Source organism: Rhizobium sp. 18065, assembly GCF_902706095.1.
Taxonomy (GTDB): Bacteria; Pseudomonadota; Alphaproteobacteria; order Rhizobiales; family Rhizobiaceae; genus Allorhizobium.
Genome location: NZ_CACSJP010000001.1, coordinates 827,128 through 846,293, shown reverse-complemented (window position 1 = coordinate 846,293; position 19,166 = coordinate 827,128). Strand labels below are relative to the sequence as shown.

General features: G+C 61.0%; 19 protein-coding genes. 10 read left to right on the top strand and 9 right to left on the bottom strand.

The window, feature by feature from the left end; translation table 11 throughout:
* The first annotated feature begins 9 nt into the window (after positions 1-9).
* On the top strand, positions 10-465 hold the full coding sequence (locus tag GVK95_RS04025; protein ID WP_159946776.1) for a nucleoside deaminase: 456 nt from the start codon (positions 10-12) through the stop codon (positions 463-465).
* Positions 466-471: 6 nt separating this feature from the next.
* On the opposite strand, the gene GVK95_RS04020 is transcribed toward GVK95_RS04025, so the two are convergent.
* The 3 genes from GVK95_RS04020 to ileS form a co-directional block, all read right to left on the bottom strand.
* Entirely contained in the window at positions 472-951 is a 480-nt protein-coding gene (locus GVK95_RS04020; protein WP_159946774.1) for a GNAT family N-acetyltransferase, read from the bottom strand.
* Positions 952-1,035: 84 nt separating this feature from the next.
* Complete coding sequence (locus GVK95_RS04015; protein WP_159946772.1) at positions 1,036-1,665, bottom strand: hypothetical protein; 630 nt, start codon at positions 1,663-1,665, stop codon at positions 1,036-1,038.
* Between the two features lie 137 nt (positions 1,666-1,802).
* The gene (ileS, locus tag GVK95_RS04010) at positions 1,803-4,778 is read right to left on the bottom strand and encodes an isoleucine--tRNA ligase (RefSeq protein ID WP_159946770.1); all 2,976 of its coding nucleotides are present in this window, start codon (positions 4,776-4,778) and stop codon (positions 1,803-1,805) included.
* A 308-nt stretch (positions 4,779-5,086) separates the two neighbouring features.
* Here ileS and GVK95_RS04005 point away from each other — a divergent pair, with 308 nt between their 5' ends.
* Together GVK95_RS04005 and GVK95_RS04000 are read left to right on the top strand one after the other, a co-directional pair.
* The gene (locus tag GVK95_RS04005) at positions 5,087-5,497 is read left to right on the top strand and encodes an antitoxin Xre/MbcA/ParS toxin-binding domain-containing protein (protein ID WP_159946768.1); all 411 of its coding nucleotides are present in this window, start codon (positions 5,087-5,089) and stop codon (positions 5,495-5,497) included.
* A 2-nt stretch (positions 5,498-5,499) separates the two neighbouring features.
* On the top strand, positions 5,500-6,090 hold the full coding sequence (locus GVK95_RS04000) for an RES family NAD+ phosphorylase (protein ID WP_159946766.1): 591 nt from the start codon (positions 5,500-5,502) through the stop codon (positions 6,088-6,090).
* A 3-nt stretch (positions 6,091-6,093) separates the two neighbouring features.
* Here the strand turns inward: GVK95_RS04000 and GVK95_RS03995 are convergent, their stop codons facing one another.
* From GVK95_RS03995 to chrA, 3 genes are all read right to left on the bottom strand, one after another.
* Positions 6,094-7,074: a bifunctional riboflavin kinase/FAD synthetase gene (locus GVK95_RS03995; RefSeq protein WP_159946764.1), complete on the bottom strand. Its 981-nt coding sequence runs from the start codon at positions 7,072-7,074 to the stop codon at positions 6,094-6,096.
* A 12-nt stretch (positions 7,075-7,086) separates the two neighbouring features.
* On the bottom strand, positions 7,087-7,938 hold the full coding sequence (locus GVK95_RS03990) for a TIGR01459 family HAD-type hydrolase (protein ID WP_159946762.1): 852 nt from the start codon (positions 7,936-7,938) through the stop codon (positions 7,087-7,089).
* A 105-nt stretch (positions 7,939-8,043) separates the two neighbouring features.
* Entirely contained in the window at positions 8,044-9,372 is a 1,329-nt protein-coding gene (chrA, locus tag GVK95_RS03985; RefSeq protein ID WP_159946760.1) for a chromate efflux transporter, read from the bottom strand.
* A gap of 395 nt (positions 9,373-9,767) precedes the next feature.
* Between chrA and groES the strand changes: the two genes are divergently transcribed.
* From groES to GVK95_RS03965, 4 genes are all read left to right on the top strand, one after another.
* Positions 9,768-10,064 (top strand): co-chaperone GroES, encoded by a 297-nt coding sequence (gene groES, locus GVK95_RS03980; protein ID WP_007597533.1) that lies wholly within the window; start codon positions 9,768-9,770, stop codon positions 10,062-10,064.
* Between the two features lie 64 nt (positions 10,065-10,128).
* Positions 10,129-11,769 carry a chaperonin GroEL gene (gene groL, locus GVK95_RS03975; RefSeq protein ID WP_159946758.1) on the top strand — a complete coding sequence of 547 codons (1,641 nt, stop codon included), beginning with the start codon at positions 10,129-10,131 and terminating at the stop codon, positions 11,767-11,769.
* Positions 11,770-12,661: 892 nt separating this feature from the next.
* Positions 12,662-13,096, top strand: a complete 435-nt coding sequence (locus GVK95_RS03970; protein ID WP_159946756.1) for a hypothetical protein — start codon at positions 12,662-12,664, stop codon at positions 13,094-13,096.
* 250 nt (positions 13,097-13,346) lie between these two features.
* Entirely contained in the window at positions 13,347-13,793 is a 447-nt protein-coding gene (locus GVK95_RS03965; RefSeq protein ID WP_159946754.1) for a DoxX family protein, read from the top strand.
* 303 nt (positions 13,794-14,096) lie between these two features.
* Here the strand turns inward: GVK95_RS03965 and hisG are convergent, their stop codons facing one another.
* The 3 genes from hisG to hisS form a co-directional block, all read right to left on the bottom strand.
* Positions 14,097-14,792 carry an ATP phosphoribosyltransferase gene (hisG, locus tag GVK95_RS03960; protein WP_159946752.1) on the bottom strand — a complete coding sequence of 232 codons (696 nt, stop codon included), beginning with the start codon at positions 14,790-14,792 and terminating at the stop codon, positions 14,097-14,099.
* On the bottom strand, positions 14,789-15,973 hold the full coding sequence (locus GVK95_RS03955) for an ATP phosphoribosyltransferase regulatory subunit (protein WP_159946750.1): 1,185 nt from the start codon (positions 15,971-15,973) through the stop codon (positions 14,789-14,791). The genes hisG and GVK95_RS03955 overlap by 4 nt, the downstream gene beginning before the upstream one ends.
* 205 nt (positions 15,974-16,178) lie before the next feature.
* Positions 16,179-17,744, bottom strand: coding sequence for a histidine--tRNA ligase (hisS, locus tag GVK95_RS03950; RefSeq protein WP_159946748.1), 1,566 nt, complete (start codon positions 17,742-17,744; stop codon positions 16,179-16,181).
* A 131-nt stretch (positions 17,745-17,875) separates the two neighbouring features.
* Between hisS and GVK95_RS03945 the strand changes: the two genes are divergently transcribed.
* The 3 genes from GVK95_RS03945 to GVK95_RS03935 are packed head-to-tail and all read left to right on the top strand — an operon-like array spanning position 17,876 to position 19,160.
* Positions 17,876-18,109 (top strand): DUF6290 family protein, encoded by a 234-nt coding sequence (locus tag GVK95_RS03945; protein WP_159946746.1) that lies wholly within the window; start codon positions 17,876-17,878, stop codon positions 18,107-18,109.
* On the top strand, positions 18,093-18,362 hold the full coding sequence (locus GVK95_RS03940; protein ID WP_159946744.1) for a type II toxin-antitoxin system RelE/ParE family toxin: 270 nt from the start codon (positions 18,093-18,095) through the stop codon (positions 18,360-18,362). The genes GVK95_RS03945 and GVK95_RS03940 overlap by 17 nt, the downstream gene beginning before the upstream one ends.
* A 3-nt stretch (positions 18,363-18,365) precedes the next feature.
* On the top strand, positions 18,366-19,160 hold the full coding sequence (locus GVK95_RS03935) for a hypothetical protein (RefSeq protein ID WP_159946742.1): 795 nt from the start codon (positions 18,366-18,368) through the stop codon (positions 19,158-19,160).
* The last annotated feature ends 6 nt before the right edge of the window (positions 19,161-19,166 follow it).

Here is a 19,166-nt window from a genome sequence, read left to right as displayed (position 1 = left end):
AGTTCACGCATGACTAAGACAAACGGCTTCATGGAGGCGGCTTTTGCCGAGGCGCGTGCTGCCGGAGCGCGTGGCGAGGTGCCGATCGGTGCCGTGGTGGTCAGGGACGGCGCCATCATCGGGCGGGCCGGCAACGAGACACGGGCGCAGAACGATGTCAGCGCGCATGCCGAAATTCTGGCGATCCGTCGGGCCGGAGCAATCGCCTGCGACGAGCGCCTGGTCGATGCCGATCTCTATGTGACGCTGGAGCCGTGCACGATGTGTGCGGCAGCCATCTCCTTTGCCCGCATCCGGCGGCTTTATTATGCGGCCGGCGACCCGAAGGGTGGCGCGGTCGACAATGGCGTGCGGTTTTATGCGCAAGCCACCTGCCACCACCAGCCGGAGGTCTATTCCGGTTTTCGCGAAACCGAAGCTGGCGATATGCTCAGGACATTCTTCCAGGAACGGCGGGAGAGCTAACCCCGCTCAACCTGCTGCAAAAGCCTTCAGCTCTTCACCCGACAGGCGGTAGCGGATCCACTCGGTCTGCGGCTCGGCGCCGATCGCGTCATAGACGCGGATCGCAGGCTCGTTCCAATCGAGCACGCTCCACTCGAAGCGGCCGCAGCCCTTTTCAACCGCAATCCGGGCGAGATGGCGCAACAAAAGCTTGCCGGCACCGCCACCGCGATGGTCTGGCGAAACATAGAGGTCTTCGAGATAGAGGCCATTGCGCGCCAGCCAGGTCGAGTAGCTGTAGAACCAGACGGCAAAGCCGGCCGGCTTGCCATCCGCTTCCAGAATGGCGGCTTCGGTGACCGAGCCCTCGCCGAAGATCGACTGGCGGATGCTGTCTTCGGTCGCAGCCACTTCGTGGCCGGCCTTCTCGTAGACCGCAAGCTCGGTGATGAAGCCGAGAATGGTCGCAGCGTCGTCAGGCGTTGCCGGGCGGATGGTGAATGTCATCGGTCAAACCATATAAAAAGGCGGGCCATAAGAAAAAGGCAGGGCGTTGCCGCCCTGCCCTGATCGAAATCATTGTTGCAAAACTTATTGGAAGGGCTGCCACCAGGAGCTATTGCTCTGCTGGGCGGCCTTGGCTTCCTTCTTGCGACGCTTCTGCTTCTTCAATTCCGGCTCGCCGAGATCGGCCAGTTCAGTTTCCTCGGTCTTGCGATACTCCGTCGGCGGATCCGAGAGCAGGCGGCGCTGGTCGATATAGGCGCCCTTCTGCAGCTTGCGGGCTTCGCGGAAGGCCTGCCATTTCTGGGTTTCGGTCATCGTGCCTGCCGTGCCGTAACCGGCGAGCAGCGGCGAACGGTAATTCGGGTTGTCGGCATTGGCATCGGCCTCGGCGACAAGGCGCTCACGCGTCTGTTCGGGCGCTTCGACCCATTCCGGATTGTCCTTGCTGGCCAGCGACTGCTGCGGTGCGACCAAGTTGGCCTGGGCCACAGACGGCGGCATGACCAGTTCCGGGCGCGGATTGTACTTGGTGCCCTTGTTGGCGGGTTCCTTGCCGCCAATCGAGACGGCAGAGCCGACGTCATCGGCTAGCTGCTCGATGGCAGTCTTGTCCGTGCCATAGGTCGGGCTGCCGAGGCAGCCGGTCAGGCCGAGCGTCGCGCCGAGAAGGCCCGCTACACCAAAGCCAACTCTGAACAGATATGCCGATTTCATGAATGCCTACCAGCCTCGCCGCATTTCGTTCTGTCTTGTCGAAATTCCCAGCGTGTCCGCTGACAGTAAATTTCGGCCATTTTCAGGCAGTTTTACCGGATGACCCGCCAAAGCGCAAACCATCCGGTAATATTTCGTCAGTGCGCTGCCGCCAGCTCGCGCAAGGCCTTGGCATCGCGGGCCGAGACATCGGGATAGTCGGCGTCACTGCCGACATCCTTGGTGATCTTCCACGAGCGAGCGCATTTCACGCCCTCGGCAAGCTTCGGCTCGACCGAGACCCTGGTGCCATCGTCCAGACGGAAAGCGTCTTGCGGGCCTTCGCCAGCGACAACGGCAATGTCAGACGTGATGCAGATCTCGGCAAAGTCGAGGCCTTCGAGTGCTGCCAGCAGGTCCGGATCGGCGACAAACACGACCGGGGCCGCCTCCAGCGACGAGCCGATACGCTTTTCCTTGCGCTCGACTTCCAGCGCGCCGGTGACGGCACGGCGGACGGTGCGGACCTTCTTCCACTTTTCAGCCAGGGCCTCGTTCGACCATTCGGCCGGGATCACCGGGAACTGTTCCAGATGAACTGAGACGGCATTCGGATCGCGCGACAGCCAGGCCTCTTCCGTGGTGAACGGCATCATCGGCGCGAACCACAGCACGAGGCTATCGAACAGCTTGCGGATGACGAACAGGGACGAGCGGCGCTTCAGGCTCGACGGGGCGTCGCAATAGAGCGTGTCCTTGCGGATGTCGAAATAGAAGGCCGACAGCTCGACATTGGCGAAATCGGTCAGGGCGCGGGTGATGCGCTTGAAGTCGAATTCGTCATAGGCCTTGCGCACCAGCTGGTCGAGTTCGGCCAGGCGATGCAGCATCAGCTTTTCGAGTTCCGGCAGGTCGGCGTAGGAAATCTCCTCTTGCCTGTCATGGGCAAGCGTGCCGAGCATCCAGCGGATCGTGTTGCGGATCTTGCGATAGGCGTCGATATTGGTCTGGATGATCGTCTTGCCGACGCGCAGGTCTTCGGCATAGTCGGACGACATGACCCAGAGGCGCAGGATATCGGCGCCGGCATCCTTCATGATCGTTTGCGGGGCGGTGACATTGCCCTTCGACTTCGACATCTTCTCGCCCTTCTCATCCATGATGAAACCATGGGTGACGACGGCGTTGTAAGGCGCACGGCCACGCGTCGCGCAGCTTTCGAGCAGCGACGAATGGAACCAGCCGCGATGCTGGTCGGAGCCTTCGAGATAGACGTCGGCCGGCCATTTCAGGTCGGGGCGGTCTTCCAGCGTAAAGGTGTGGGTCGAGCCACTGTCGAACCAGACGTCGAGGATGTCGGTGACCATCTGCCACTTGTCGGCGTCATGGGCATTGCCGAGGAACCGTTCCTTGGCACCGTCGGCGAACCAGGCGTCGGCGCCTTCCGTCTCGAAGGCTTCGAGAATGCGGGCATTGACCTCTTCGTCTTTCAGCACATTGCCTTCAGCATCGGCGAAGACGCAGATCGGCACACCCCAGGCACGTTGACGCGACAGCACCCAGTCGGGGCGGCCTTCGATCATGGCGCGCAACCGGTTCTGGCCGGCAGCGGGCACGAAGCGGGTGTCGTCGATGGCCGACAAAGCGCGCGAGCGCAGCGTCGTGCCGTCGCCGAGTTCCTTGTCCATATAGACGAACCACTGCGGCGTGTTGCGGAAGATGATCGGCTTCTTCGAACGCCAGGAATGCGGATATTCATGCTTGATGCGGCCACGGGCAAACAGGTTGCCGGCGGCAATCAGCGCATCCATGACCCGCTTGTTGGCATCGCCCTTCTTGCCGTTGTCATCCATGACACGCGCCGCGCCGCCTTCGGCAGACGGGCCGAAACCGGGAGCTTCGTCGGTGTAGAAGCCGTCGTCGGCCACCGGGAACGGGATCTTCGTATCGATGCCGCGGTCGGCAAGCATCTTGGCGTGACCCGTCCAGGCCTCGAAGTCTTCGCGACCGTGCGACGGCGCTGTGTGGACGAAACCGGTACCGGCATCGTCGGTGACGTGGTCGCCGTCGAGGAGGGGAACGGCAAAGTCATAGCCGAGATGAGCCAGCGGGTGAGCGCAGGTGGTTTGCTTGAGTTCATCGGCAGCAACTGTTCGTAGACGCTTGAACGCAAGCTTGGCCTTGGCAAAGGCTTCGGCTGCCAGCTTGTCGGCGAAGACGAGCCGTTCGCCCGGCTGCGGGCCAAAATCGTTCGCGGCTTCGGTCACCTCGTACAGCCCATATTCGATTCTCGACGAAAAAGAGATCGCGCGGTTGCCGGGAATGGTCCAAGGGGTGGTCGTCCAGATGACAACAGAAGCCCGCTCCTGAGACAACGAATTCGGAGACATTGGAATGTCGGAGACCGGCGCCAAACCACCTGGCGTCACCAGCACATCCACAACAGACGCACCATCCATTACCGGGAACTTCACCCAGATCGTGTCGCTCTCGACCTCGTGATACTCCACCTCGGCTTCCGCCAGTGCCGTGCGCTCGACCACCGACCACATGATCGGCTTCGATCCGCGGTAAAGCTGGCCGGACATCGCGATCTTCAGCAGTTCACCGGCGATGCGAGCCTCTGCGTGGAAATTCATCGTCGTATAGGGACGGTCGAAATCGCCCTCGATGCCGAGGCGGCGGAATTCTTCCGACTGGATGTCGATCCAGCCTTGCGCGAATTCGCGGCATTCCTTACGGAATTCGTTGACCGGGACCTCGTTCTTGTCCTTGCCCTTTTCGCGGTATTTTTCCTCGATCTTCCATTCGATCGGCAGGCCGTGGCAATCCCAGCCGGGCACGTAATTGGCATCATAGCCGCGCATCTGGAACGAGCGGGTGATGACATCCTTCAGCACCTTGTTCAGCGCGTGGCCGATATGGATATTGCCATTGGCATAGGGAGGGCCGTCATGCAGGACGAATTTCTCGCGGCCGGTGGCAGAGGCGCGCAACTGCTTGTAGAGATCCATCTGGCGCCATTTGGCGGCCATTTCCGGCTCCTTCTGCGGCAGGCCCGCGCGCATCGGGAATTCGGTTTCAGGCAGATAGAGGGTCTTGGAATAGTCAAGCTTTTCAGGGGTATCGGTCATGATCTAGCCATTGAATGCGCGCCGGGAGGGCTGCGCTGAAAAATCGGGAACAGTCGTTTGAGACGGAGAAGCGCTGTGCAAGCGCTGAAAACCCGGACCCTCCGGCAGCTCAAAGCGCGCGGAAGGCCGGGCCTATAATTCGGAGGGATATCAGCGTCCGTGCCCTGGTCATCGGGCGTTTGTCTATGTGTTTTTGCGGCAAATTGAAAGGGGGTAGACGTGCTGTTTATCGGCAGTCCCTGCAGCGGCAATTGAATGCCCTGCCATTTGCGCATATGATTTAAGGGCAATTGGCAAGGAAACGGGCAATGACGACAGCGAGACAAAGTACCGAGCAACCGCACGACATCGTGAGCCTGCTTGAACAGGCATCGCCAGCCTTCGCCCACCGGTTTGATGCCAAGGCGATCGAGAAGCTCAAGCACTACGGTTTTTCGATGGACGAGATTTACCGCATCGTTGCACCCAGGCGTACGCTCGCCCGGCGCGTGGCCAGAAAGGAACCCTTGACCGTCAGCGAGAGTGACAGCGTGCTTCGAGTTCTGCGTATCTGCGAAATCGCCGAGCGGGTGTTCGACGAATGGCAGCGCGCGGACGGCTGGCTGCGGGAACCCAGTCTGGCCCTGAACGGGGTCGTGCCGATCAGTCTTCTTCAATCGGAAACCGGCGCGCGGCTCGTGGAAGACGAGCTTTTGCGGATCGAGCACGGCATTTTCTAGCCATGGACCTGTGGCGGATCTCGAAATTTACAGATCTGTCAGGCCGTGGCGGCCTGGTTGTCTCGGGTCGCTGGCACTACAGGGGCATTCCGGTCGTCTACTGCTGCGACCATCCATCCACGGCACTGCTGGAAACGCTGGTGCATATGGACAAATCCAAAATACCGCCCAGCTTCCAGCTGCTCCGCATCACCTGCCCCGACAACCTGGTCATCCTTGGCGACGCCGACGTTTTCAGCAAGGCCACGGATGCCTTGTTTGCCTCAGAAAGCGATGGGACTTTCGCAACAACCGACAACGCGCTTGCAGAGCGCATTGAGAGGACCAGGAAAAGGCTTGGGTCCGTCGTGAAGAAAATGAGCGACAGGCAGATATTCGTCCAGTTCCTGCTCAATGCGGTCGACGATCTCGACGTGTCCCAGGCGATCGGCTCATCCCTGCTGCAAGCCTGCGAATTTCCGGTTCTCCGCGTTCCATCGGCCGTCATGCCAACGGCCAGGAACTATCTGATCAATCCGCTTCACCCGGATGCGGCACAGATAAAGATCGCTAGAACTTACGACTATCCGTTCGACAGCCGCCTGCTTCGCTGACCGTCAAAACGCGATCTTCGCATCCAGTTCGCCGATCGGCCTTACGCCGGCGAGCAGTGTTCTTGCCTCCTGCTCGTCCTTTTTGATCTGGGCGACCAGCGGATCGAGGCCGTCGAACTTCCACTCGTCGCGCAGGTGGCCGAAGAAGGAGACCGAACAGGTCTCGCCGTAGAGATCGCCGGAAAAGTCGAAGACGAAGGTTTCCAGCCAGGCGGCGCCGTTGTCGGTGACGGTCGGGCGATAACCGAAACTTGCGACGCCATCGCGGATCACGCCATCGGGCCGGCGAAAGCGCACGGCGTAGATCCCGGCGCGTAGCGTCGCTTCCAGCGGCAGCTTCATGTTGGCGGTCGGAAAGCCGAGCGTGCGGCCAAGCTGGTTGCCCTTGACCACTTCGGCCTCGACGGTAAAACGATAGCCGAGCAGGCCCGCAGCCTCGGACACATTGCCGTCGGCGAGCAGGCTACGGATTCGGCTGGACGAGACCACGTCGGCACCCTCATCACGGAACGCATCGATGAGTGTGACGCCAAAGCCATGACGGGTGCCGGCTTCCATCAGGAAGGCCGGCCCACCCTCGCGGCCCTTGCCGAAATGGAAGTCAAAGCCGGTGACGACTTCGCGGGCGCCCAGCCATTCGACCAGGATCGAGCGGACGAAATCCTCGGCCGAGCGCTGGGAGAAGTCGACATCGAACGGATATTCGATGACCGACTGGAAACCCATGGCCTCGAGAATGCGGGCGCGCAGAGGCGGCGGCGTCAGGCGAAAGACCGGCTTTTGTGGATTGAAGACCGAACGCGGATGCGGCTCGAATGTCAGGACAAGAGCCGGCACGCCAAGCGCTTCAGCACGTTCCAGTGCGCGGCTGAGCACCGCCTGGTGACCGCGATGCACGCCGTCGAAATTGCCGATCGCGATGACTCCGCCCCGAAGGGCCGAGGGCAGCGCGTCTTTCTTCTCGTTGCGGTGGAACACGGTCATGACCTGTCAGCCTTATGCCAGACGCTGCATCCAGAATTTCGGCGCGGCGTTTTCACGCTCGAGGAAGTCGTGCAGCGCAGGTTCGTCCGTCGTGCCGGTTGGCGAATACTCCGCCGCATGGATGCCGCCGGAGATGTAGAGAAGGTCGAGGCCGGCATCGATGGCGCCGCGCACATCGGTCGGCATGCCGTCGCCGATCGCCAGGACCCGGGCCGTGTCGATCGCACTGCCGCGCGCCTGACCGGCCGCAGCAAGGGTTGCCGCATAGATCGGCGCATGCGGCTTGCCGGCAATGCGCGTCTCGCCGCCCAGCGTGTTGTAATAGGCGGCCACGGCTCCGGCGCAGGGGATCAGCCGGTGGCCGCGCTCGACGACCAGATCGGGATTGGCGCAGATCAGCGGAACCTTGCGGGCGACAAATTCGGTGAGCATTGCAGTGTAGTCTTCCGGCACCTCGGTCTCGTCGTCGAAGAAACCTGTGCAGACGATGCAATCGGCCTGATCGGCGGGCACGGCTTCGACATCCAGCCCTTCGAGCAGCGGCATGTCGCGCTCGGGGCCGAGCAGGAAGACCTTCTTCGGGCCGGCCGCAATCAGTGTGCGGGTGACATCGCCCGACGTGATGATCCGGTCATAGGCTTCATCGGCGACACCGATGGCGCGCAACTGCGTGATGACCCCCGGCGCCGGGCGCGGCGAATTGGTGATCAACACCACGGTAACGCCCGCCTTGCGGGCCGCCGTCAGCGCCTCAGAGGCGGCCGGGAAGGCATCGATGCCATTGTGCAGCACGCCCCAGACATCGCAGAGAATGACATCATAGTTCGCGGTGACGTCGCCTAGGGTGGAAATGCCGAGTGCCATGTTCATTCCTGACTTCAAGATCGTGTGGGCTGACATGGCAAAGGAAAGGCGGCAAGGCAAGAGCCTTGCCGGTTTCCTTGCGAAAATGACTGCGTCAGCCGTGGCTCAGGCGAGCATGCGCAGCGCCAGCCCGAGCAGCGCCGCAACGACCAGCGTTCGCCCGATGCCCAGGTGGAAGCGGAAGATCATCACGGCCGCGATGACGGCGACGGCCAGAGCCGCAAGATCGAGCGAGGTCCAGTCCGGCACGGGCAGCGACAGGCCGAGATGCGGGACCAGTGGCAGGTCGAAAGAGCCGATGCGGGTGAAGAAGACATGCAGGGCAAACCAGACGGCGAGATTGAGGATGACGCCGACGACGGCAGCCGTGATCGCCGAGAGGGCAGCATTCATCAGGCGATTGCCGCGCAGGCGCTCGATATAGGGCGCGCCGGCGAAGATCCAGATGAAGCTTGGAATGAAAGTGGCCCAGGCGGTCAGCAAGGCTCCGAGGAGGCCGGCCAGCAGCGGATCGAGCCCGCCGCCATGGCGGAAACCGGCGAGGAAACCGACATAGGAAAGCACCAGGACCAGCGGCCCGGGTGTGGTTTCGGCCAGGGCCAGACCATCAAGCATTTCGCCGGGTTTGAGCCACTGATACTGCTCGACCGCCACCTGGGCGACATAGGCAAGCACGGCATAGGCGCCGCCAAAGGTGACAAGTGCCATCTTCGAAAAGAAGGCATAGAGCTCTGGAAGGGCCGTATCCGCGGCCAGCAACCAGAGGATCGGCAGGGGCGCCAGCCAGACGGCGATCCAGAACAGCAGCGTCAGCAGTTGTCGTACCGCCGGCGGGCGGGCGGCGATATCCACCGGTGCCGGAACCTCTTCTGCCGGCGTGATACGGGCGCGGACCAGGCCCGCCACCGCCGCCAGCAAAATGACCAGCGGAAACGGCAGAGACAGGGCAAACAGCGCCAGAAAGGCGAGTGCTGCGAGGATCCGGTGGAACTTGGTTTTCAGCGCCCGCTTGCCGATGCGGATCACCGCTTCGATGACGACGGCGAGCACTGCCGCCTTCAGCCCGAAAAACAGGCCGGCGACAAGGTCGACATCCTGATAGAGCGCATAGAGCGTCGAGAGCCCCATGATGACGGCCAGCCCCGGCAGGACGAAGAGCAGGCCGGCAACGATACCGCCGCGCACGCCATGCAGCAGCCAGCCGATATAGGTGGCAAGCTGCTGGGCTTCCGGTCCGGGCAGCAGCATGCAGTAGTTCAGGGCATGCAGATATCGGTCCTCGTCGATCCAGCGCTTCTCGTCGACACAGATGCGGTGCATCAGCGCAATCTGGGCGGCAGGACCGCCAAAGCTGAGGACGCCGATGCGGGCAAAGGCTGTGGTCAGCTCGGCAAAGCTCGGAGGACCAGGATTTTCGGAGAGGTCGCTGGTCATGTCCTGCTGTCTTTTGTCTTTATATCCGAATATCCGACGTCGCCCGCAACCCGGATGTCTGCAGTGTTTGGCCGGCCACCAGATCGCATGTTTCTATACACCAGGCCATTGATGCTTTTGTTACAAGACTTAGGCCAAGTCAGCCGTCGAGGTTTCACGCTGGATAGTTCACGCTGATCCGAACAGATCACTGTTCGCACTGGCGCCGCATTTGCGTGCAGGATAGTCGAGCGAAAGCATGCCCGTCGCGACGATATTTTTCAGCCCCGTGCTTGACTCAACAGGGGCCTCTCCTTATCTCAACCTCGCTGGCACTCACCAAGAGCGAGTGCTAACAGTATCGATGCGGATCCGTTCTGCGATCCGCGAATGTCATTTGATCGAGGGATTAGACAATGGCAAGCACAACTTTCCGTCCGCTTCACGACCGCGTTGTAGTCAAGCGCGTTGAATCTGAAGAAAAGACCAAGGGCGGCATCATCATTCCTGACACTGCCAAGGAAAAGCCGGCTGAAGGCGAAATCATCGCTATCGGCTCCGGCGTTCGCGACGACAAGGGCAACCTGGTCGCGCTCGACGTTAAGGTTGGTGACCGCGTTCTGTTCGGCAAGTGGTCGGGCACCGAAGTCAAGCTCGACGGCGTAGACCTTCTGATCATGAAGGAAGCCGACATCATGGGCGTTATCGGCTGATCAGCCGTTTCACCCTTCCCTTCTAGACAATTCACCAATGGGCTGATGCCCGGGAGTTTTGAAAATGGCTGCTAAAGAAATTAAATTCGGCCGCACTGCGCGCGAAAAGATGCTGCGCGGCGTCGATATCCTCGCTGACGCTGTCAAGGTAACGCTCGGCCCGAAGGGCCGTAACGTCATCATCGACAAGTCCTTCGGCGCACCGCGCATCACCAAGGACGGCGTATCGGTTGCCAAGGAAATCGAACTTGAAGACAAGTTCGAGAACATGGGCGCCCAGATGGTCCGCGAAGTTGCTTCGAAGACCAACGACATCGCCGGTGACGGCACCACCACTGCTACGGTTCTCGCCCAGGCCATCGTTCGCGAAGGCAACAAGGCTGTTGCTGCCGGCATGAACCCGATGGACCTGAAGCGCGGTATCGATCTGGCTGTTTCGGAAGTCGTCAAGGATCTCCAGGCCAAGGCCAAGAAGATCTCGACGTCTGAAGAAGTCGCACAGGTCGGCACGATCTCGGCAAACGGCGACAGCCAGGTTGGCCGCGATATCGCTGAAGCCATGCAGAAGGTCGGCAACGAAGGTGTCATCACCGTCGAAGAAGCCAAGACCGCTGAAACCGAACTCGAAGTCGTCGAAGGCATGCAGTTCGACCGCGGCTACCTGTCGCCTTACTTCGTGACCAACCCGGAAAAGATGATCGCCGACCTCGACGACGCGTACATCCTCCTGCACGAAAAGAAGCTCTCGAACCTCCAGGCCATGCTGCCGGTTCTCGAAGCCGTCGTTCAGACCGGCAAGCCGCTCGTCATCATCGCTGAAGACGTCGAAGGCGAAGCTCTTGCAACGCTCGTCGTCAACAAGCTGCGTGGCGGCCTGAAGATCGCTGCCGTCAAGGCTCCTGGCTTCGGCGATCGCCGCAAGGCCATGCTGGAAGACATCGCCATCCTGTCGGGCGGCACTGTCATCTCGGAAGACCTCGGCATCAAGCTCGAAACTGTCACCCTCGACATGCTCGGCCGCGCCAAGAAGATCTCGATCACCAAGGAAAACACCACCATCGTTGATGGTGCTGGCCAGAAGTCCGACATCGAAGGCCGCGTTGCCCAGATCAAGGCGCAGATCGAAGAAACCACGTCGGATTACGACAAGGAAAAGCTTCAGGAACGTCTTGCCAAGCTCGCTGGCGGCGTTGCCGTGATCCGCGTTGGCGGCTCGACGGAAATCGAAGTCAAGGAACGCAAGGACCGCATCGACGACGCTCTGAACGCGACCCGCGCTGCTGTTCAGGAAGGCATCGTTCCGGGCGGTGGTACCGCTCTGCTGCGCTCCTCGACCAAGATCACCGTCAAGGGTGCAAACGACGACCAGGAAGCCGGCATCAACATCGTCCGCAAGGCGCTGCAGTCGCTGGTTCGCCAGATCGCCGACAACGCCGGTGACGAAGCTTCGATCATCGTCGGCAAGATCCTCGACAAGGACAACGACAACTACGGCTACAATGCCCAGACCGGCGAATTCGGCGACATGATCGCCATGGGTATCGTCGATCCGGTCAAGGTTGTCCGCACTGCCCTGCAGAACGCAGCTTCGGTTGCCTCGCTGCTGATCACCACCGAAGCCATGATCGCCGAACTTCCGAAGAAGGAATCGGCTGGCGGCATGCCGGGCGGCATGGGCGGCATGGGCGGCATGGACATGATGTAAGACCTTCGGGTCTTTACATCTGGGCCAACCGGTTCAGAATACGGAAAGGGCGGTCTTCGGATCGCCCTTTTTCGTTACACAGCGTCGCATAACTGCGACATTCCCCGGGATGACGATTCCACCTCGTTTGGAAAACCAAAAAGGGATCTTGCCGGATCAGACCTTGATCCGTTAACCGTTTCCCCTTTAATTCCGCGGGTGCGCTGTCTCGTGTTTTGCACGATCGGTGAACAAACCCAAAATAAGCACACAACTTTTCGGAGCTGGAATTGACAAAGCTTATCCGAATATAAAAGATAGCTTACTAAATCTAAGATTACATTTTCGGTTTCGAACTACAGTTATTTCATCGATTTTCCGCGGCCATTATATTTTATTTCGCTAATATTTAATACCTTAAGATCCACCAATAAAGGGAAGCGATTTCTGCTTTGGGGAGAACATGAGGCGTTTTCATATGTTGTGAAACATGATATCCACCAGCCTATTCCTCCTGTCCCAAAACGAGACGTGCGAGGATCAGTCGCGGCTGACAGGGGAAGAGGCAGGTAAAAACAAGTCCACCTTGGTTCAGCGGACGCAGTTTCAGTTACAACTCTTGCGTTATCGCAAGAAATCAAGCATGCGGCGCGCGTCACCGGATCATTCGTATGTGAAATCGGAATGATGCAGGTGGGGATCAGGATTGTAACCTTCGGGCGAGTTGCATGGAGCGAAATGGGTCGAGGTGAACTGCATTTCGACCTGGACGCTGGGGAATGAAGATCGGCAAACATCATGCTTGCCGGGTCCGGCCATATCGCCGGAAGGGCCTTACGGGGAAGTTTGGCTCTGGAACAGACATTTGATCCGAGACTTATAGGGCCATACGGCTTTCGACTTGGGGACTACCTTGTTTAAGATTGCAAACGCTGATCTCGCCGCAAATTTCGCGCCAAACCTGCTTGAGGGTGAAAGCCCCCTGGGCGAGCACGCGTCCCGCTTTGGTGTGTCCGAAGACTGGACGGGTGACCTGACCAATGGGTTGCTGAAGCTCGGGGAAAAGGCCGCCCAGTTGCACGGGCTGGAGGGCGCAGAATGTGGCCTTCTGACCATGATGCGCTGCTACGACCAGAGTGACCGTGGCCATATCCTGCGCCTGTTCGAACAGGCCGCAACCGCGCCATCGCGCTTCTGCTATTCCACCACGATCCTGTCCGGCAGCGCCCAGCGTCAACCGGTCTTCTGTATCGGCGAGTCCGGTGGCTTCGACGGCAATGACGGCGGCACGATCGTCGGCCTGTTCATCTTTCCCCGTTTCCGCCTTTCTGCGGCCAACAGCGCCTGAAGCATATCGGTTGCCGGCCTGATCAGCAGGGCCCGCCATCCGGAGGGTAACTGCCGCATACCTGATATATGGTCGGGAGGCGGATAGCGCTTTAACGGCGGACACAGCAGCTCATCGTTTCGTTTTTGTGAACGATCAGTCAATTGTCGTCAACCTATCGCATGACGAGAAAAACAGGCATCTAGAGGTCAGCTTTCTGAAGCCCACCTGGCTTGGGGTTTCAGCACCATCCATCCAAAGGAGTTTCCTCATGTCCAGCACCAACAATGCCCTTCTTCTTGTCGCCCGCATCCTTCTGTCGTTCATCTTCATTCTGTCCGGCTTCGGCAAGCTGACCGATCCGGCCGGCACTGCCGGCATGATCACCGGCGCCGGCCTGCCGGCTGCCACCCTGCTCGCCTATGCCGCCGGCCTGTTCGAACTGGTCGCCGGCCTGTTCGTCCTCGTCGGCTTCCAGACCAAGCTGACCGCCTGGGCACTCGCCCTGTTTTGCGTGTTCACTGGCCTCGTCTTCCACAGCGGCACCGTTGCCATCGAAGGCTGGCCGGAAGGCGCACTTGGCTGGATCAACACGCTGAACCAGATCATGCTGATGAAGAACGTCACGCTGGCCGGCGGCTACATCCTGCTCGCCATCATCGGTGCCGGCGCCTATTCGCTCGACGCGCGCCGCGGTTCGGTTGCCGTCGCCGCCTGAGACTGACCTTGTCGGTTACAGAAAAGCCCGCCGGATCGCTCCGGCGGGCTTTTTCGTTTAATGATTTTTCGTTGTGTCCCGTCGGGATACCTCCCTCTGCCCTGCTGGGCATCTCCCCCACAAGTGGGGAGATCGGCTAGACGCCAGCGCTTCGGCTTCCATTTGGCAAACAGAAGGTCTGAGCCCCGGCGAGAGAACGCAAGGCATCGGCCCCAACCCGATCTCCCTCCTTGTGGGGGAGATGTACGGCAGGACAGAGGGGGGTGCCACATCAGCCGAACAACAGCCATCCGAAAGGCAGGCTTACACCACCCCGCGCACGGCCTCGACAATCCTTGCGACGGTCGGGTTGCCCTCGTGTTCGGGCTTGCGCGCCCGCACGAGGCAGGCTTCCGATTTCAAGATGACCCCATCCGACAGGATCTTCAGGTGATTGGCCTTCAGTGTCGAGCCGGTCGAGGTGATGTCGACGATGATATCGGCCTGGCCGGCGGCGGGCGCGCCTTCGGTGGCCCCCAAGCTTTCGACGATGCGGTAGAGCTGGATGCCGTGCTGGCGGGAGAAATGCTGCTGGGTCAGGCGCCAGTATTTGGTGGCGATCGCCAGCCGTCGGCCATGACGGGCGCGGAATTCGGCAGCGACATCGCCGAGGTCGGCCATGCTATCGACATCGAACCAGACTTCCGGCACCGCGACAATCACGTCGGCATGACCGAAGCCGAGGCGGGCGGCGATCTCGACGCGGCTGTCGGCCTCCGCCAGCCCTTCGCGGATCAGATCTTCGCCAGTGACGCCGAAATCGACCGTGCCATTGCCAATCTCGCGGGAAATTTCCGATGCCGACAGATAGGCGATCTCGACATCGTCAAAACCTTCGACACGGCCGCGATAGGAGCGGTCATTGCCGACGGCGACGATCTTCATGCCGGCGCGTTCGAAGATGGCCGACGAGTCTTCCTTCATCCGCCCTTTGGAGGGAAGTCCGATTGTGATGGTCATGGATTTCTCGCTTGCTGGCGCGACGATTCCGCCCGAAAACCGGCATCCACTTTTCGGATCGCCGCGTCGGCCCTCTCGGCTTCGATGCGGTCCAGCCACAGCGAGAAGCCGACAGCCGGGATATGGGTTTCGGCGCCGAGCAGCGTCAGCAGCCGGTCGAAACGGCCACCGCCGGCGAGCACCGCCGGACGATCTTCCGCCACCACTTCGAAGACAAGCCCGGTATAATAGTCGAGCGGACGGCCGAAGGCGGCGCGATACGTGATCGCGGACAGGTCGATGCCGGTATCGGCAAGGGCGACTACCCGTTCGTCGAAGCGCTGGGCTGCGGCACCGAGCTTCAGCCCGGCGGCATCGGCAAATCCGGCCAGTGCTGCGGACGCTTCCGACAGCGGCAGTTCCAGCGAGAGGAATTCGCGCAGCAGCAGCAGAGCCGCGCCGTCCAGCCTTGTTTCGGCCAGCGCCAGCTTTTCCTTCAAGCGGCGGGCAATCTCGACAGGCGTGCGGCTGGCATTGGTCAGGTAACCGGTCGCCTGCATGGTCTCGTCGATATGGGCAACAAGGGCTTGCTCGTCACCGAGCGACAGCAGGTCGGATACCTTCGGATCAAGGCCTGGCACCGGCGACGGTGTCGCCAGGCGGCGCAGCAACTGGTCGATCTGGGCCGGGTTGCCGAAAGCCTGGATCAGCCGTTTCTGCCAGCCTGCCGGCAGGCCGAGCGCCTTCACCACCGCCTCGAACACAGACTGGTCGCCGAGCATCACCGATAGTGGCTTGCCGGGCAGCAGGCGCGTCAGGATCTGGACGCTGTCGGCAACGGCACGGGCATCGGCAGCGGCCACGCCGGTATTGCCAAGATCCTCGATGCCAGCCTGGTAGAATTCCTGCGCGCCTTCCCGGCGCTGGCGGAAAACCTCGCCGAGATAGGCGTAACGCTTCGGCGTGCCGGTCGCGGTCTCGATATGGCGCAGGCAGACGGGAATGGTGAATTCCGGCCGCAGGCACAGGCTCTCGCCGCGCTCGTTCTCGGTGAGGAAGATGCGCCGGCGCAGGTCCTCGCCGGCCATATCGAGAAACGGTGCGGCCGGCTGGATCACCGGCGTATCGACGCGGGTGGTGGCGCGGGCGGTAAATTCGTCCAGCAGCGTGCCGGCGAAATCTGGCATGTCGATCAGGGGCATGGCATGGCTCCTGCGGTGGTGGGAGAAGACCCCCTCTGGGCTGCCGCCCATCTCCCCCACAAGGGGGGAGAAGACTCGGGGCTGTCGCCGGTCTCAACAGCCAAACGCACCAATGAGGCAAACCACACCTCGGGCGATATGCGCCGACCTGCCCCCTCCCCCTTGTGGGGAGGGTTGGGGAGGGGAAAAGCCACCCGTTCAGACATTAGACACCCTTCGCCCGGAGACGATCTTCCGCCTGGGCGGCCAGGATCTCCTTGACCTTGGCCACCAGCTCGGCCTCCGGCACCACATCCTGCGCGACGCGGGCTTCGCGCCATTCGGCATTGTCGGTGATTTCCCCGGACAGGCGTTTTCCCTCGATCAGGTCCTTGATCTGCACGACGCCCTGAGCGCGCTCGTCGCCGCCCTGGATGATGGCAATGGGGGCGCCACGGCGGTCGGCATATTTCAGCTGGTTGCCGAACTTCTTCCAGTTGCCCTGGTACATTTCGGCGCGGATGCCCTCGGCCCGCAGAGCCTGCGTAAAGCGCTGGTAGCGGCCCATGCTTTCGACATCGCCGTCCATAACGGTGACGAGGACCGGACCCAGAACGTCGTCCTGGCCGAGCTTGCCGAGGTTCTTCAAGGCCGTCATCAGGCGCGAGACGCCGATGGAGAAGCCGGTGGCCGGGACAGGCTGGCCCATGAAGCGCGAGACGAGGCCATCATAACGCCCGCCGCCGCCGACCGAGCCGAAGACGACCTTTTCGCCCTTTTCGTTGGTGACGTCGAAGGTCAGTTCGGCTTCGTAGACGGGGCCGGTGTAATATTCGAGACCGCGAACGACGGAGGGGTCGACGATGATCCGCATCTGCTCATCCGTGGCTTCAGACCGATATTGCGAAGTCTCCGTGGAATAATTGGCTGCAGCCAGCAGGTTCGCCATAACACTCAGTTCATCAAGACCAGCGTCCAGAGCAGAATTGCTGCCAAAGCTGTCGCGTATGAGTGCGAATGTCTGGCTCAGACTGCCCATTTGGCTCATCAACAGGCTTACGAGTTTATCAGCGAACTCATCAGAAAGCCCGGCACCCTTGGTGAAATCGCCAGATTCGTCCTTGCGACCTTCGCCGAGCAAAAGCTTTACGCCTTCAGGGCCGAACTTGTCGAATTTGTCTAGGGCCCTCAGCACGCCGAGACGCCGTCCCGCATTCTCCTCGCCGCCAAGGCCGATGGCCTCCATCACACCGTCCAAAACCTTGCGGTTGTTGACCCGGATCACATAGTCGCCGCGCTTGATGCCCAGTGCTTCCAGCGTGTCGGCCATCATCATGCACATTTCGGCATCGGACTGGACGCCCGGCGCGCCGACGGTGTCGGCATCGAACTGCATGAACTGGCGGAAACGGCCCGGACCCGGCTTCTCGTTGCGGAAGACATAACCGGCGCGGTAGGTGCGGAAGGGCAGCTGGATCTCGTTGAAGTTTTCCGCCACATGCCGCGCCATCGGCGCCGTCAGGTCGTAGCGCAGCGACATCCACTGCTTGTCGTCGTCCTGCAGCGAAAAGACACCCTCATTCGGGCGGTCGCTGTCGGGCAGGAACTTGCCGAGCGCGTCGGTATATTCGAACAGCGGCGTCTCGATCGGGTCGAAGCCGTAGCGCTCATAGACCTCGCGAATGGTCTCCATCATCTGGTTGGCGGCGCGGATGTCGCCGGCCTCGCGATCAACGAAGCCGCGCGGCAGGCGGGCCTTGAGTTTCTGCGGCTTCTTGTTCTTTTCGCTCATGATCACAACCGGATTTTTCGTTTCAAAATGTGCCGGTGTCTTAGAGGATCAAGCATTTGGCGGCAAGGGCGAAGGGTGGCGAAGAGTGGTTCGCGATGGTATATTGCGGCACGAAACCGAGGATCGGGCACATGAGCGAACGCGTGCTATTGGAGATGCCTGCAGAAATGCAGCGGCTCGCACTGGAATATGCGACTGAAGCAGGCATGTCCCTGAACGCCTACATTCTGGAGGCCCTGGAGCAGCGCCTCGAAGATACATACTTCCTGAAACGTGCAGAAGCCGTCATGGAGGCTCGCGAGCGTGGCGATGACAAGACCTACACTCTTGAAGAGGTCGTGAGCTCCCTTGGTCTGGACGCTTGAAATCGACGACAAGGCGCGCAAGCAACTTGCAAAGTTCGCCCCCAGAGAGGCCGCGCGCATTCTCAGCTATTTGGAGAAGCGTGTGCTGTTCCTGGACAATCCCCGCCAGCTCGGCGATGCGCTTCAAGGCTCCCGGTTCGAACATCTCTGGCGTTACAAGGTTGGCGACTACCGGATCATCTGCGATATCCAGGATCACAAACTGGTCGTACTCGTCGTCGAGATCGGCCATCGCAGCCAGATCTACCGGTAGAGCATGATCCTCGAAGCGTTGAACTATGCGGCAAGCTGGCCGCTGACGATGCCGGCGCATCGGCCCTATCTGCGCTCGTCCGTCAATCTCTGGTCGCGGGCTCATCGCTGCGCGCGACAGTGGGCGGAGCATGAGGCGCGCAGCAAGGCGGCTATCGTCGCGGCATGCGACGGATTGCGGCAGCAGCGGACAGCCGTGGTGCTCGGGTCAGGACTGTTGCGCGACGTGCCGATCGTCGAGCTTGCGAAGCGCTTCGACACCGTGGTGCTGGTCGATCTCGTGCATCTGGCCAGCACAAGAGCCTGGATTGCACTGAAGGGCCTGAAAAACATCCGGCTGATCGAGCGTGATCTTTCCGGCTTCGATTCCTTGGCCATGGGGCAGAAACCCGATCCGCTCTCCTTCCTGCGCCAGGTGCCCTATCTCGATTTCGTCGTTTCGGCCAATCTGCTGTCGCAGATCGGGATCGGCGCGAAGAAGCGGCTGGAGACGATCTCGGCCGGGACGATGCCGGGCGATGCGCTGAAGACGCTGATCTCGGCGCATCTGCACGGTCTACGCGATATCGCAGCAACGACATGCCTGTTGACGGATGTCGCCTACAGCGTGATCGACCGGGCCGGCCGGGGCCAGGAAACCGTGGATCTGCTGCATGGTGTCGAGGTACCCGCCCCCGATGCGCGCTGGGGCTCTCACTTGGACTTGGCCTCGGAATGGGACTGGCCTGTTGTGCCGTTCGGCGAGCAAAGCGCCGACCATCAGGTGGTGCACCGGGTGATTGCGCGCACATGTCGCTGAAGGCGT

Coding starts and splice junctions, on each gene's coding strand:
- GVK95_RS04025 (WP_159946776.1), top strand. CDS start 10: ATGACTAAGACAAACGGCTTCATGGAGGCGGCTTTTGCCGAGGCGCGT.
- GVK95_RS04020 (WP_159946774.1), bottom strand. CDS start 951: ATGACATTCACCATCCGCCCGGCAACGCCTGACGACGCTGCGACCATT.
- GVK95_RS04015 (WP_159946772.1), bottom strand. CDS start 1,665: ATGAAATCGGCATATCTGTTCAGAGTTGGCTTTGGTGTAGCGGGCCTT.
- ileS (WP_159946770.1), bottom strand. CDS start 4,778: ATGACCGATACCCCTGAAAAGCTTGACTATTCCAAGACCCTCTATCTG.
- GVK95_RS04005 (WP_159946768.1), top strand. CDS start 5,087: ATGACGACAGCGAGACAAAGTACCGAGCAACCGCACGACATCGTGAGC.
- GVK95_RS04000 (WP_159946766.1), top strand. CDS start 5,500: ATGGACCTGTGGCGGATCTCGAAATTTACAGATCTGTCAGGCCGTGGC.
- GVK95_RS03995 (WP_159946764.1), bottom strand. CDS start 7,074: ATGACCGTGTTCCACCGCAACGAGAAGAAAGACGCGCTGCCCTCGGCC.
- GVK95_RS03990 (WP_159946762.1), bottom strand. CDS start 7,938: ATGGCACTCGGCATTTCCACCCTAGGCGACGTCACCGCGAACTATGAT.
- chrA (WP_159946760.1), bottom strand. CDS start 9,372: ATGACCAGCGACCTCTCCGAAAATCCTGGTCCTCCGAGCTTTGCCGAG.
- groES (WP_007597533.1), top strand. CDS start 9,768: ATGGCAAGCACAACTTTCCGTCCGCTTCACGACCGCGTTGTAGTCAAG.
- groL (WP_159946758.1), top strand. CDS start 10,129: ATGGCTGCTAAAGAAATTAAATTCGGCCGCACTGCGCGCGAAAAGATG.
- GVK95_RS03965 (WP_159946754.1), top strand. CDS start 13,347: ATGTCCAGCACCAACAATGCCCTTCTTCTTGTCGCCCGCATCCTTCTG.
- hisG (WP_159946752.1), bottom strand. CDS start 14,792: ATGACCATCACAATCGGACTTCCCTCCAAAGGGCGGATGAAGGAAGAC.
- GVK95_RS03955 (WP_159946750.1), bottom strand. CDS start 15,973: ATGCCCCTGATCGACATGCCAGATTTCGCCGGCACGCTGCTGGACGAA.
- hisS (WP_159946748.1), bottom strand. CDS start 17,744: ATGAGCGAAAAGAACAAGAAGCCGCAGAAACTCAAGGCCCGCCTGCCG.
- GVK95_RS03945 (WP_159946746.1), top strand. CDS start 17,876: ATGAGCGAACGCGTGCTATTGGAGATGCCTGCAGAAATGCAGCGGCTC.
- GVK95_RS03935 (WP_159946742.1), top strand. CDS start 18,366: ATGATCCTCGAAGCGTTGAACTATGCGGCAAGCTGGCCGCTGACGATG.